Below are 12,994 nucleotides of genomic sequence, written 5' to 3'. Positions count from 1 at the left end.
CTTGATCAGGATGCCGAGCTGGGCGCCGCGCCCGGTGCCGACCATCAGGGCGGTCGGCGTGGCCAGGCCCAGGGCGCACGGGCAGGCGATGATCAACACGGCCACCGCGGCGGTGAAGGCCGCCCCGGCCCCGCCGCCGGTGCCCAGCCAGTAGCCGAGCGTGCCGACGGCCAGCGCGATCACGACCGGCACGAAGACGCCGGAGATGCGGTCGGCGAGCCGCTGGACCTGGGCCTTGCCGTTCTGGGCGTCCTCGACCAGCCTGGCCATCCGGGCCAGCTGGGTGTCGGACCCGACGCGGGTGGCGCGGACGAGCAGGCGGCCCCCGGCGTTGACGGTCGCGCCGGTCACCGCATCGCCGGGGCGCACCTCCACCGGGACCGATTCGCCGGTGAGCATGGAGGCGTCGACGGCGGAGGTGCCCTCTTCGATCACGCCGTCGGTGGCGATCTTCTCACCGGGCCGGACCACGAACCGGTCACCGGCCTTGAGCCGGTCGGCGGGAATGCGGGTCTCGACGCCGTCGCGCAGGACGGCGACGTCCTTGGCCCCCAGCTCCATCAGCGCCCGCAGGGCGGCACCCGCGCGGCGCTTGGAGCGGGCTTCGAAGTAGCGTCCGGCCAGGATGAATGCGGTCACCCCGGCGGCGGCCTCCAGGTAGATGTTGCCCGAGCCGTCGGAGCGCTCGATGGTGAACGCGAACGGGTGGGTCATGCCGGGGGTGCCCGCGGTGCCGAGGAACAGCGCCCACAGCGACCAGCCGAGCGCGGCGATCGTGCCGAGCGAGACCAGGGTGTCCATGGTCGCGGCGCCGTGACGCAGGTTCGTCCAGGCGGCCCGGTGGAAGGGCGCGCCGGCGTAGACCACCACGGGTGCGGCCAGGGTCAGCGAGAGCCACTGCCAGTTGGTGAACTGCAGCGCCGGGATCATCGCCATCGCGATCACCGGCACCGCGAGCACCACGGAGGCGATCAGCCGCCGGCGCAGCGCCCCGAGGGCGTCGTCCGGCCCGCCCGCCGCCTCGTCCCGCGCGGCGTCGTCCTTCGGCTCGGCGGGGAGTACGGCGGTGTAGCCGGCCTTCTCCACCTCGGCGACGAGGTCCGCGGGGGCGACGTCCTCGGGGAAGGTGACCTTGGCCTTCTCGGTGGCGTAGTTGACGGTCGCGCTGACGCCGTCGAGCTTGTTGAGCCTGCGCTCGATCCGGTTGGCGCAGGACGCGCAGGTCATGCCGCCGATCGAGAGTTCGACCGAGCCGCTGGTAGTCGGCGGCTTGTCATCGGTGACGGAAGCCATCATCTCCCCTTTCGTGCGTCATGTCTGCTCTCAGTGGTCGTGATCGCCATGTGAGCTGGTGGTGGGAGTGGGGGTTGTGGTGGGGGGCGTTGCGGGGGTGATGGTCTGTCCGGCGCTGAGGGTGAAGTCGGCGGTGCGTACGGTTCCCTCGTGCTGGAAGTCCAGGAACAGACGGTAGTCGCCGCGGCTGGGCACCTCGGCGTGGAAGGTGATCTCCGGACCCGGGGCGGTCCTGCCGTCGCCGGGTTCCCCGTCGGGGTGGACGTGCAGGTAGGCCAGGTCCCCGGCGCGCAGGGCGACCAGGTGCCCGTAGGCGCCCAGGTAGGGCTGCAGGTCGGTGACGGGACGGCCGTCCCTGGTGACCTTCAGGGTGAGCCTGCTGGAGGCTCCGGGGGTCAGGGTCCCCTCCAGGGTGACGGTGTAGCCGTCGACCGTGGACGTACGGCTCACCGCGGGCGGCGCCCCGGGGGTGTGATCGCCGGGGGCCTGCAGGTCGGTGCCCAGGGTCATCGCCCGGCCCCCCTCGGGGACGAAGTCGGCGAACGCCCGGTAGGCGCCGGCCCCGGGAAGATCCAGCCTCACCGACCACACACCGTCACCGCTCAGCTCGGGGTGCAGGTGCCGGAAGTCGTCCAGGTCGCGGGAGACCACGATGAAGTGCAGCTTCTTGCCATGCTCCGTACGGTAGGCGGTGACCGGCCTCCCGTCGGGGCCGATCACGCGGAACCGGAAGTCCCTCGCCTTGCCCGGCTCGACCACGGTGGTCTCCGGGAGCAGGGTGTAACCGTCCTGGGAGACCTGAAGACCTCCCGGAACAGGTGGGGCGGCTGCCGCCGGGCTGGAGGTCGGGCCGGTGTGGGCGCCGTGGTCATTGCCCGCCTGGCTCCCGGACGGGGTCGCGTGGGCCGGGTGGGCGTCCGCCACGGGGGCGGGCCCGGTCGAGCCCACCGCGTTGCCGGCCCCCAGCGCCCCACCGAAGATCACGGCGAGTCCGAGGGCGTAGACGCCCAGTCTGGCCGGTGTGTTCATGAGGTCACCACTTCATATCCCGCCTCCTGGACCGCGGCCGTGATGCGCGCCGCGTCGATCGGGCCTTCGCTCCGTACGGTCACCAGGCCGCCGGCCAGGTCCACCCCGACGCCGGTGACGCCGGGAACCTCTGCGACCTCTTCTTTGACGGAGGAGACGCAGTGGCCGCAGGTCATGCCCTTGACGGTGTAGGTGGTGGTGGTCATGACGATCACTCCTTGTGCTCGTTGGGTTTTTCGATCAGGAACGGACGAGGCGGGCGATGGCGTCGGTGGCCTCCTTGACCTTCGCCTCGGCCTCGGCGCCGCCCTTGGCGGTGGCCTCGGCCACGCAGTGCGCCAGGTGCTCCTCCAGCAGCGACAGCGCGAAGGACTGCAGGGCCCGGTTGGCCGCCGACACCTGGGTGAGGATGTCGATGCAGTACGTGTCCTCCTCGACCATCCGCTGCAGGCCCCGTGCCTGTCCCTCGATCCGGCGCAGCCGCCGTAGATGGTCCTGCTTGTTGTGGGTGTAGCCGTGCATGTCCCCGCCCTTCGTCATCACCTCCATAACAATATACCCCCCTACGGTATTTCAGAAATTTAGAAGATCTTGGGGCTTTTAGGTGCGATCGGCCGTGGTGATCCGCCGGGCGCGCCCACGGCGCGCCCGGCGGATCGCGTTACACCCCGACCGATCGGGACTCCTGCGCCTGGGGCTGCGCCGCCTGCCTGGGCACTCGCATGAGCAGCAGGGTCAGTACGGCACCGGCGACGGCCACGACCCCGGCCCCGATGAAGGCGGCTTGGAAACCATCGGTGAGCGCGAGCGGGTCGCCCGTCTCGGCGGCTCCCCGGGAGGTGGCGACCGCGGTCATCACGGCCAGGCCGAGCGCGGAGCCGACCTGGTAGGTGGTGTTGACGATCCCCGAGGCCAGGCCGCTCTCCTCGGGACGCACACCGGACATGGCCGACATCATCGCGGGGATGTAGGCCAGGGACATGCCGACCGCGGCGATCAGCGAGGCGGGCAGCACGTCGACGGCGAACGTCCCGCCGGGCCTGGCGAGCGACAGGCCGGCCAGACCCAGGGCCAGGACGAGCAGGCCGGTGACGATCAGCGGCTTGGCGCCGAACCTGCCCATCAGCCTCGCGGTGACGCCGATCATGAAGATCATGATGGCGACGGTCATCGGCAGCAGGGCCGCCCCGCTGGGGAAGGCGCCGTAGCCGAGCACCTGCTGCAGGTAGAGGTTGAGGAAGTACCACATCGGGATCCAGGCCGCCCCGAGCAGGGCCATCGCGAGGTTGGCGGTGGCCAGGCCGGGTGTCCTCCACACACCGAGCGGCATCAGGGGTTCGCGGACCGTGCGCTGGACCACCAGGAACAGCGCCAGCAGCGCAACCGCCCCGCCGAGCCCCGCCAGCGTGGCGGCCGAGCCCCAGCCCTGCTCGGGGGCCCTGACGACGGCGTAGACCGCCAGGGCGACACCGGCGGTCACCGCGATCGCGCCCAGCGCGTCGACGGAGCCGCGCCTGCCCGAGACGGCAGGCAGCAGCGCCGGGACGGCGGCGAGGGTGGCCAGGCCGATAGGGACGTAGACGATGAACACCCAGGGCCAGCTGAGGTATTCGGTGACGACGCCGCCCAGGAAGACCCCGGCGGTGCCGCCCGCCGGTGCCGCGGCGCCGTACAGGGCCATGGCCCTGCCGAGCTCACGCGGGTCGTGGCCGAAGAGCATCATGAGCAGGGTCATGGAGGCGGGTGCGATGAGCGCGCCGCCGATGCCCTGGACGGCGCGTCCGAGGATCTCGGTCCAGGCGTCACCGGCCAGCGCGGCGACGACGGAACCGGCGATCAGGACGACCCAGCCGGTGGTGAAGACCTTGCGGGCGCCGAACAGGTCCGACAGTCGGCCGCCGAGCAGCAGCAGGCCGCCGAAGGCGATGACGTAGGCGTTGAACACCCACTGCAGGCCGCCGGGGGAGAAGCCGAGGTCGCGCTGCATGTCGGGCAGCGCAACGCCGATGATGGAGGTGTCCATGATGACCATGAACTGCGCGGCGGCGAGCACGATGAGTGCCCGCCACCTGCGGGGATCGACGGCGTTCATGCCGTACTCCTGATTTCTCGCACCGGTGCCGTGGTGGCAGGATGCGTCGTGGGGTTGGGTGTGATGTCGAGTCGGACCGGCCCCGTGGGTGGGCGTGCATGCCAGTGCGCGCCCACCGTTCGTTCGTGCGGGCGGGTCGCCTCAGGAGGCGGCCGGCGAGGGCTCGGTCAGTGTGTAGCCCGCCTGTTCCACGGCCGCGCGGATCTCCTCGCCGGAGAAGCCACTCCCGCCGACGGTGATGGTGCCGGTGGCCAGGTCGACCCGGACGCCGGTCACGCCGGTGACCTTGCCGATCTCGGTGGAGACCGACGAGGCGCAGTGCCCGCAGGTCATTCCGCTGACCTGGTAGACGCTGTCGCCGCTGGTCTCCTGCGGGGACGTGCTGTCCGCGGTACCGCACGCACATGCCGTGCACATGGGATTCTCCTCTCACGTGTACCCGGGTGGGGTATGTCGACGTGGGCTTCAACATACCCCCGGGGGGTTAATTTGCCAAGAGGGAATCATCGGCCGATGCGATCCCTGTCGCCAGGTGCACACGATTGCGTCAGCTCGGTGAAGTGCGCACCGCCCTCCCTGTTCGCCGAGGAGCGGGTAGTTCGCCGGCGGCTCAACGCCGGCGCAGGCGCAAGTGCTGGCGCTGCCGTCGGGGCGCCGGTGATCCACGAAACCGGTGGCGACGATGCCGGTGCCGCGGCCCTGATTGCGATAGTGATCGCATCCGCCGAAGCGTTGGAGACGGTATGGGTGCTGCCGGTCCGGCTCGGCGTGCCGGACGCGCCGCACCTGACGGTGACTGCCGTCGATCCCCTGACCAACATTGCGGCCGTCCGCTCCGGCGCCGTGCTGCGCTATCGCAGGCGCCGCGACCCCCTGGACGCTTTGTCGACCCGCCTGGTGGCACTGGAGGCCTTGCCCGACATGCTCATCGACGCGATGCGTGGACGGTCATGATTGCCAGACCACAGGTGCTGCGCCTCCTGGGCCCCTTGGGGGAAAACGGGCGCCACGGGGCGGCGTGTCAACGCGGAGGGGAGGAAAAGCCCGATGGGGGTAGAGCCAGGATCGACAGCGCCGTGGCGATGACGAGGCGGGCGACGTCCCCGGTCTCCACGCGTCCGGCCCTGTTCTCCTCGGCGGCGCCCTTGAGGATGTAGTGCAGGACGTTGACCAGCCAGGGAAGCGGCAGGTCGGTGCGGAAGGCGCCCTGGCTCTGGCCCCGGGCGATGAGCTCCTCGACGCGTCTGGCGGGGGCGGCGTGCAGTTCGCGAAGGCGCCCGGCGGGAAGGGCCTTCTGGGCGGCGATCGACAGCGCCACGGACTCGGCCACCAGGGACCAGCTGGACTCCAGCAGCCGCGCCAGGGCCTCGCGCGCGTCCCCGGTCAGATCGACCGACGACAGCGCCTCCTCGCCGGCGCGCATCGCGTCGGCCAGGGCGGCCTCGACGAGTTCCGCCCGGGTGCGGAAGTCACAGGTTGGAGCCCAGGACGGCGAAGCTGCCGTCGCAGCTGTAGCGGGTGAAGGCGACCAGCATGGTGGGCAGCGACACCAGCAGCGACAGGCTGCCGGCGGTCTTGATGTCGACGGCGTACAGCAGCACGATCGTCGGGATCAGTAGTTCACCGCCGGCTACACCCATGATCGCGGCGACCACGCCGATGCCGAACCCGGCCGCCACCCCTGTGAGCGCTTGTACCGGGGCGGGCAGCACCATCGAGCCCAGGGCGGTGGTGTGGGTGAACACCAGGGCCACGGCCATGCCCACCATCAGGGCCGCCAGCACCTTGTACAGGGTGGCGGTGCGCATCCGCACCGCCCACGATGCCCCGACCCACGCCCCGGCAAGGCTTCCGGTTCAGTAGGTTGACCGCCACCGGCCAGTGCGCGCCCAGCTCGGCCAGCGAGACGGCGGCCAGGCGGGCGGGCAGGGCGACCAGCACCACGATCAGGCTCATCGCCTTGTTCACGATGACGGCCGACAGTGCGGCGAAGCCGAACAGGCCGATCAACAGCGGCAGCCGGAATTCGGCGCCGCCCAGGCCGATCATCTCGCCCAGCGGGCCCACCGCCGCCCCGGCGGTGAAGACCAGCGGCGCCGAACCCGCCGTGCGGGAGGGGAGGGCGGCTTCGTCCGTACTCATGCCCAGCACGCTCCTTGCCGCCCGGCGCCCGCGCCGCACGCGGGTCGGCTTCTACGATCTCCTAACGCCCCCGGCGGGCGACGTGCGGGGCTGAGAAAACCGCCGTGATCACTGGAATTCAGGACTGCACGTTCTGGCGACCTCCTGCGGTCCGACGATTTCCTCGCTGAAAGGCCCGCACCGGCAGCGTCTCGGCCTGATGCTCCCTGACAGGGCTTTGTCTCCGAGCGGCCTTGGGCGGCGAAGGCGCACATCGGCTGTTCACGCGCCGTTTACCCCGACTGGGATCGATGAATGCCAATATCGGCATGAGTCGAATTAGGCACTCATCGATGCTGTGTATGGATGTCCCGGGAGTCAGCGATGACCAGTACCGACAAGCGCGACGACCTGACCATCGACCAGCAGCTGGCGCTCGCCACCGCGGCCCGACGGCTGGGCGAGGAGTTCGCCGGCACCTTCTCGGTCGAGACGATCGAGCGGTTCCTGCACACCAGCTACGACCAGTTCGCCACCCGCGCCGCGGTGGCCAACTTCCTGCCGCTGCTGGCCGAACGCTTCGCCCGCCAGCGGCTGCACGCCCTGGCCCGCGTCGAGGGCAAAAGCGACGGGCGGCCGATCGTGCTGTTCTTGTGCGTGCACAACGCCGGCCGCTCCCAGATGGCGCTCGGTTTCTTCCAGCATCTGGCCGGCGAGCACGCCGTGGCCTGGTCGGGCGGCTCGGAGTTCGCCACGGAGATCAACCCGGCTGCGATCACCACGATGGCCGAGGCAGGCATCGACATCTCCAAGGAGTTCCCCAAGCCGTGGACCGAGGAGATCCTCCGGGCCGCCGACGTGGTGATCACCATGGGCTGCGGGGACACCTGCCCGATCTTTCCCGGCAAGCGCTACCTGGACTGGGAGCTGGAGGACCCGGCGGGCAAGAGCGCCGAGCAGGTGCGCCCGATCCGCGACGAGATCGAGCGCCGGGTGCGCACCCTCCTTGGCGAGCTCGGCGTGCCGGTCAGCTAACCCCCACACCCCGAGCATCCATAGATACCTGTCAATATAGACAGTGCATGACTTCGATAAACATCTATATCCGGAGGTCTGATGGAGTTGCTGCAGATCCTTGAGTGTAGCCCGCCGCTGGTTCGCAAGCCCCTGGACGCCGGGCAGGCCGCCGGGATCGCGCGGGTGTTCAAGGCCCTGGGAGATCCGGTCCGGCTGCGGATCCTGTCGATCGTGGCCAGCCATTCGGGCGGCGAGGTGTGCGTATGCGACATCACCGGCGCCTTCGAACTGTCCCAGCCCACCATCAGCCATCACCTCAAGGTGCTCAAAGAGGTCGGGCTCCTGACCTCCGAGCGGCGCGCCTCCTGGGTCTACTACCGCCTGGTCCCCGAGACCTTGACGGAGCTGTCGGCCCTGCTGAACACCCCCGCCACCGTCTGAGCTCGCACCGCTGCATCGTTAGGGAAGATCCATGTCCTCAAACCCACCCCCAACCCAGGCTGCCGCGAGTCAGAGCGGCGTGATGGGCGCGCTGTCCACCCTGGATCGCCTCCTGCCTGTGTGGATCGGCCTGGCCATGGCCGCCGGACTGCTGCTCGGGCGGCTGGTGCCCGGCCTGAACTCCGCGCTGGAGGCGGTCAGGGTCGGCGACATCTCCCTGCCGATCGCGCTGGGCCTGCTTTTGATGATGTACCCGGTGCTGGCCAAGGTCCGCTACGACCGCCTGGGCACCGTCACCGGCGACCGCCGCCTGCTGTTCGCCTCACTGGTGCTCAACTGGGTGCTGGGCCCGGCGCTGATGTTCGCGCTGGCCTGGCTGCTGCTGCCCGACCTGCCCGAGTACCGCACCGGCCTGATCATCGTCGGGCTGGCCCGCTGCATCGCCATGGTCCTCATCTGGAACGACCTGGCCTGCGGCGACCGCGAGGCCGCCGCCGTCCTGGTCGCCATCAACTCGATCTTCCAGGTGATCGCCTTCGGCCTGCTCGGCTGGTTCTACCTCGACGTCCTGCCCGGCCTGCTGGGCCTGGGCGAGGGCACCGCGCTGCGGGTCTCGGCCTGGGACATCGCCCGGTACGTGCTCGTCTTCCTCGGCGTCCCCCTCGTCGCCGGATACCTGTCGCGCAGGCTCGGCGAACGCGCACGCGGCCGCGACTGGTACGAGGAGCGCTTCCTGCCCAGGATCGGGCCCGTCGCCCTGTACGGGCTGCTGTTCACCATCGTCGTCCTGTTCGCCCTGCAGGGGGAGACCATCACCTCCCGGCCCGGGGACGTGGCCCGCATCGCGCTGCCGCTGCTGGCCTACTTCGCCCTCATGTGGGGCGGCTCGTTCCTGGCCGGCCGGGCGATCGGCCTGTCCTACGAGCGCACCACCACGCTCGCCTTCACCGCGGCGGGCAACAACTTCGAGCTGGCCATCGCGGTCGCGATCGGCGTGTTCGGCGTCACCTCCGGCCAGGCCCTGGCCGGGGTGGTCGGCCCGCTCATCGAGGTGCCCGTCCTGGTCGCCCTGGTCTACGTCAGCCTCTGGGCTCGCCGCCTGTTCACCCCTACCCCCACCACCGAGGGATCGGTTCATGCCTGATACGCCCAGCGTGTTGTTCGTCTGCGTGCACAACGCCGGACGCTCCCAGATGGCCGCCGGCTGGCTCACCCACCTGGCCGCCGGTCGCGTCGAGGTCCGCTCGGCCGGCTCGGAGCCTGCCGAGAACATCAATCCGGCCGCCGTGGCCGCGATGGCCGAGGTCGGTATCGACATCACCGACCAGAAACCGAAGATCCTCACCACCGAGGCCGTCCAGGACTCCGACGTGGTCATCACCATGGGCTGCGGAGACACCTGCCCCTTCTTCCCCGGCAAGCGCTACGAGGACTGGAAACTGGACGATCCGGCCGGGCAGGGCATCGAGGCTGTGCGCCCGATCCGCGACGAGATCCGCACCCGCATCGAGAAACTGATCGCCGAGCTCGACATCGAGTAACCACCATCTTCCTCTGCGCGGACGGGCCGGACGGGGCGGGGTGGTGGTCGGGGACACGGCCGGGTATCTGCCTCAGGTCTGTGGCGACCCGGCCAGCAGCCACACGGTGGCCACCAGCAACCGCGCGGCGGCCACCACGGTGTCCGGTTCGACGCGATCGGGGGTCTCGGCGGGGGTCTGGTAGCCGGGCATGCCCATCCCGATGCCGATCGCGGCCAGCCCCGCCGTGGCGTAACGGCGGTTGTCGGAGGCCATCGCCCCGGCCCGCAACGGCACGCCGGTCAGGCGCGCGGCCCCGTCCATGGCGGCCAGCAGCCCATGCGCGGGCCCACCCGCCTCGACCGCAGCCGCCTGGTGCAGCCGCGCGGCCCCGTCCAGGTTGATGACCACAGTGCCCGCCGCCACGTGGGAGGCGTGGTGTGCTGACCCCCACGCCCCGGTCTCCTCGGCGTCCAGGAAGGACACCGACAGATCCACCGGCGCCGTCAACGAGGCGCGCAGAACGCGGGCGGCCTCCAAGACCGCGGCCACCCCGGAGGCGTTGTCGGCCGCGGCGGGCAGGCGACGATCCGGGTCATCGCCCACCCCGTCGAAGTGCGCGCTCAGCAGCACCCGCGGCCTGCCTTGCACGGGTGAGACGCGGCACCCCACCCACCAGTTAGATGAATATTTAAGTAAGACCACCATTCCACATTGTTTAGATGCACGTCAAGTTAGATGGAAATCTAATCAATCTGTCGGCGGTGGTGCCGGCACTCCGTCGAAAGGACTCGTGGGTCGCCGACGGGCACAGTGGGCCTCCACGTCGATGGCGAACACGGTGAGTACGCATTTGCTGACAATCGGGTCAGGTGGTGCTCTACGGTGGCCGAAGAGATCTGATCGTCACCGTGGTTGAAGGAGACCCGCTGTTGATGTTGCACAGCCCTCGCCGCCTGGAGGCCCTGCTCGGCGCTCCCGTGCCTCTGGTCACCTACGCTCAGATCGCCGCTCTCGTCGGCAATCTTGACGCCCGTGAGGCCGAGGACCTGGACTACAAGGTCGACATTCCTGACGGGGACAAGGAGCGCAAGGAGAAGGGCAACGACGACGTCGCCGTCGATGTCGCCACCTTCGCCAACCACATCGGTGGCTTGATCATCGTCGGGATGGCCGATGTCGGCGATATCCCCTCCAAGGTGATGGACGTGCGCTTTCAGCGGCTGCAGTCGCGTATCCGCAACGCGGTCGCCGCCCGCGTGCACCCCATGCCGCGCTTTGCCATGCGTGAGGTGCCCAACCCCGCCACTCCCGATCAAGGGTTCCTGCTGATTTCGATTCCGCCCAGTTCCCAAGCCCCGCACGCGGTGTCCAACCCGGCGCAGAAGAACGAAAGCCCGCTGCGCTGGCCGCGTCGGCACGGAGCCGACAAGGTATGGCTGAGCGAGCCGGAGATCGCCGCTGCCTACCGGCGTCGCCTCATGGGCGCCGGCGACCAGGTCGACCGCCTGCGCGAGGTGGAGGATCAGGCGGTCCTGGCCGCCGCGGTGACCAGCGCCCGCCAGGGCTACCCCAGACCGCTGCTGGTGGTCACCGTGGTACCGGATCTACCGGGAGACCTGCTGCTGGACCAGGCGAAAGCGCGTGATTTCCGCGAGCACACCATGAACGAGGTGGTGATGCTGGGCGCCCGCACCGCCACCTTCGACAGCGTCAGCGTGGCTCACCGTCGCTTGATCGCCGAGGCCGACACCACCACCGTCCATGCCGTGCGTGCCCAGCTCTATACCGACGGCTGTGCCACCTTCACTATCCACCCGACCGCCATTTCCCCGGCCGCCAGCGACAAGCTCACGGTGTGCGTCCTGGACGCCGAAATCGTCAGCCGGACGGCCAGCGCTCTGCGCTACCTGGCTCGCCACGCACGTGACCGCGCCGCCGCGACCGGATCGGCGATGGCACGGGTGATGCTGGTGGCCGACACCCATCTGCACCCGGTCGTGTCGCCCAGGCCGGAGCTGGAGAGCGCCTGGCCCTTCGACAACCCCGACCTCGTCCGCTACCGCGTTGACCTCACCACCACGACCCGCATCATCGACGCCCATCGGCCGCTGGGCACGCGCTTCATCCGGTTGGCCTTCGGGGAGTCGGCACTGTCGCTGGATGACCTGGCCGACGACGGGCAACTACTGGCCCGCGCCACCGCCGCGTTGTGCAATGACCTGTTTCAGACCTACGGAGTGGCGGAGAACCAGCAGATCCGCAGAGACGGCACTCTCAATCCCGGTGCCTGGGGCGGCCACTGGGATCAGATCAGCACGTGGGCCCAGGAGGCCGGCGTTGCGGTGGCCGGCGAGGATCAAAGCGCCAGCTGACGCATCACCTCGGCCACGGTGGTGCGCGCTGTGCGGGCGGCGCCGATCAGGGTGGCCGAGGCCGGGCCGGTCCAGTCGCCATAACCGAGCAGGTGCACTCGCGCCTCACCGAACGCGCGGGTGCCGTCGGTGGGGATCACCCCGCCGGGGCCGCGGAGTTTCAGTGGAGCCAGGTGGCCAAGTGCGGGCCGAAAGCCGGTGCACCAGATGATGGTGTCGCAGGCCAGGGTGGTGCCGTCGGCCCAGGCCACCCCGGTCGGGGTCAGGCGGGCGAACATCGGCTCGGCTTTGAGCGCGCCTCGGTCGCGGGCCTCTCGCACGGCGGGAACGGCCACGATGTCGCCCAGGTCGCCGATGGCGGGCGCGTCGGCGGAACGGGCACGCCGGGTGGCCAGGCCGAACAGGGCCCGGCCGTCGACGTCGTCGGGCAGCAGCCGCGGCGGGCGCAGCGTGGCCCAGGTGGTGTCGGCGACGGTGGAGACTTCGGCGAGGATCTGCGCGGCGGAGTTGCCGCCGCCCACGATGACCACGCGCTGCCCGCGCAAGGGCGCGGGGCCGATGTAGGCCGCTGTGTGCAGCTGCCGCCCGCGAAAGTCACCGATACCGGGGTAGTGCGGCACGTACGGCCTGCTCCAGGTGCCGGTCGCGCTGAGTGCGATGCGAGTATGCCAGGTGCCGGTGGCGGTCTCGACGGCCAGCCGTTCACCGCCGTCGCGCACGGCCGACACGGCGACCGGCCGGATGATCGGCAATTCGTAGCGCTGCTCGTAGTCGGTCAGGTAGGCCACCGTGTCGGCCGCGCTCGGGTAGCCGCCCCCTTCGGGAGCGGGCATCATCCGGCCCGGCAGCGAGCTGTAGGGGGCAGGGGAGAACAACCGCAAAGACGGCCAGATGTGCCGCCATGCCCCGCCCGGCTCGTCTTGGGCGTCCAAGATGACGAAGTCCACCCCTGCCCGGCGCAGGTGGTATCCAGCGGCCAGGCCTGCCTGGCCGCCGCCGGCCGGCCCCCCCCGCCCCCCCACACACAACGGCCCCCCCCACCGTTGTTCTCTCCCCTATTCCCTCCCCCCTCGGCTTCACCCCCCCCTCCTCCCCACCGGGCCTCT

Annotated in this window: 17 protein-coding genes; 7 read left to right on the top strand and 10 right to left on the bottom strand. The window is 70.2% G+C overall.

All coding sequences use genetic code 11. The features are described 5' to 3' along the window. From ACZ6RT_RS37160 to ACZ6RT_RS37135, 6 genes are all read right to left on the bottom strand, one after another. On the bottom strand, positions 1-1,293 hold a 1,293-nt coding region (locus ACZ6RT_RS37160), incomplete at its 3' end, for a heavy metal translocating P-type ATPase (protein ID WP_470158791.1). Positions 1,294-1,323: 30 nt separating this feature from the next. After that, on the bottom strand, positions 1,324-2,322 hold the full coding sequence (locus tag ACZ6RT_RS37155) for a hypothetical protein (protein WP_470158789.1): 999 nt from the start codon (positions 2,320-2,322) through the stop codon (positions 1,324-1,326). Beyond that, positions 2,319-2,528: a heavy-metal-associated domain-containing protein gene (locus ACZ6RT_RS37150; protein ID WP_470158788.1), complete on the bottom strand. Its 210-nt coding sequence runs from the start codon at positions 2,526-2,528 to the stop codon at positions 2,319-2,321. The genes ACZ6RT_RS37155 and ACZ6RT_RS37150 overlap by 4 nt, the downstream gene beginning before the upstream one ends. Before the next feature lie 34 nt (positions 2,529-2,562). Then, the gene (locus ACZ6RT_RS37145) at positions 2,563-2,844 is read right to left on the bottom strand and encodes a metal-sensitive transcriptional regulator (RefSeq protein WP_470158790.1); all 282 of its coding nucleotides are present in this window, start codon (positions 2,842-2,844) and stop codon (positions 2,563-2,565) included. A gap of 139 nt (positions 2,845-2,983) precedes the next feature. Continuing rightward, positions 2,984-4,414 carry an MFS transporter gene (locus ACZ6RT_RS37140; RefSeq protein WP_470158787.1) on the bottom strand — a complete coding sequence of 477 codons (1,431 nt, stop codon included), beginning with the start codon at positions 4,412-4,414 and terminating at the stop codon, positions 2,984-2,986. Positions 4,415-4,555: 141 nt separating this feature from the next. Continuing rightward, positions 4,556-4,831, bottom strand: a complete 276-nt coding sequence (locus ACZ6RT_RS37135) for a heavy-metal-associated domain-containing protein (RefSeq protein ID WP_470158785.1) — start codon at positions 4,829-4,831, stop codon at positions 4,556-4,558. A gap of 96 nt (positions 4,832-4,927) precedes the next feature. Between ACZ6RT_RS37135 and ACZ6RT_RS37130 the strand changes: the two genes are divergently transcribed. Continuing rightward, positions 4,928-5,368 (top strand): hypothetical protein, encoded by a 441-nt coding sequence (locus tag ACZ6RT_RS37130; RefSeq protein ID WP_470158783.1) that lies wholly within the window; start codon positions 4,928-4,930, stop codon positions 5,366-5,368. A 67-nt stretch (positions 5,369-5,435) separates the two neighbouring features. Here ACZ6RT_RS37130 and ACZ6RT_RS37125 read toward each other — a convergent pair whose 3' ends face one another. After that, complete coding sequence (locus ACZ6RT_RS37125; RefSeq protein WP_470158781.1) at positions 5,436-5,837, bottom strand: hypothetical protein; 402 nt, start codon at positions 5,835-5,837, stop codon at positions 5,436-5,438. A gap of 46 nt (positions 5,838-5,883) precedes the next feature. Continuing rightward, positions 5,884-6,222: a TSUP family transporter gene (locus ACZ6RT_RS37120; protein ID WP_470158780.1), complete on the bottom strand. Its 339-nt coding sequence runs from the start codon at positions 6,220-6,222 to the stop codon at positions 5,884-5,886. Between the two features lie 56 nt (positions 6,223-6,278). Here ACZ6RT_RS37120 and ACZ6RT_RS37115 point away from each other — a divergent pair, with 56 nt between their 5' ends. From ACZ6RT_RS37115 to ACZ6RT_RS37095, 5 genes are all read left to right on the top strand, one after another. Next, on the top strand, positions 6,279-6,650 hold the full coding sequence (locus tag ACZ6RT_RS37115) for a hypothetical protein (RefSeq protein ID WP_470158778.1): 372 nt from the start codon (positions 6,279-6,281) through the stop codon (positions 6,648-6,650). 269 nt (positions 6,651-6,919) lie between these two features. Beyond that, the gene (locus tag ACZ6RT_RS37110) at positions 6,920-7,570 is read left to right on the top strand and encodes an arsenate reductase ArsC (protein ID WP_470158776.1); all 651 of its coding nucleotides are present in this window, start codon (positions 6,920-6,922) and stop codon (positions 7,568-7,570) included. An 81-nt stretch (positions 7,571-7,651) separates the two neighbouring features. Next, positions 7,652-7,993 (top strand): ArsR/SmtB family transcription factor, encoded by a 342-nt coding sequence (locus tag ACZ6RT_RS37105; RefSeq protein WP_470158774.1) that lies wholly within the window; start codon positions 7,652-7,654, stop codon positions 7,991-7,993. 82 nt (positions 7,994-8,075) lie between these two features. Beyond that, entirely contained in the window at positions 8,076-9,137 is a 1,062-nt protein-coding gene (gene arsB / locus ACZ6RT_RS37100; RefSeq protein ID WP_470158772.1) for an ACR3 family arsenite efflux transporter, read from the top strand. After that, positions 9,130-9,534, top strand: a complete 405-nt coding sequence (locus tag ACZ6RT_RS37095) for an arsenate reductase ArsC (RefSeq protein ID WP_470158770.1) — start codon at positions 9,130-9,132, stop codon at positions 9,532-9,534. Before arsB ends, ACZ6RT_RS37095 begins: the two co-directional genes overlap by 8 nt. 72 nt (positions 9,535-9,606) lie before the next feature. On the opposite strand, the gene ACZ6RT_RS37090 is transcribed toward ACZ6RT_RS37095, so the two are convergent. Beyond that, positions 9,607-10,164: a M28 family metallopeptidase gene (locus ACZ6RT_RS37090; RefSeq protein WP_470158768.1), complete on the bottom strand. Its 558-nt coding sequence runs from the start codon at positions 10,162-10,164 to the stop codon at positions 9,607-9,609. A 221-nt stretch (positions 10,165-10,385) separates the two neighbouring features. On the opposite strand from ACZ6RT_RS37090, the gene ACZ6RT_RS37085 reads away from it, so the two are divergent. After that, positions 10,386-11,888 carry an AlbA family DNA-binding domain-containing protein gene (locus ACZ6RT_RS37085; RefSeq protein ID WP_470158766.1) on the top strand — a complete coding sequence of 501 codons (1,503 nt, stop codon included), beginning with the start codon at positions 10,386-10,388 and terminating at the stop codon, positions 11,886-11,888. On the opposite strand, the gene ACZ6RT_RS37080 is transcribed toward ACZ6RT_RS37085, so the two are convergent. Further along, positions 11,873-12,910 (bottom strand): ArsO family NAD(P)H-dependent flavin-containing monooxygenase, encoded by a 1,038-nt coding sequence (locus ACZ6RT_RS37080; protein ID WP_470158764.1) that lies wholly within the window; start codon positions 12,908-12,910, stop codon positions 11,873-11,875. The genes ACZ6RT_RS37085 and ACZ6RT_RS37080 overlap by 16 nt on opposite strands. Between the last annotated feature and the right edge of the window lie 84 nt (positions 12,911-12,994).

This window comes from Streptosporangium sp. NPDC050148 (assembly GCF_055586505.1).
The sequence above is the reverse complement of the archived record's forward strand: the minus strand, read 5'-3'. Positions and strand labels throughout refer to the sequence as shown.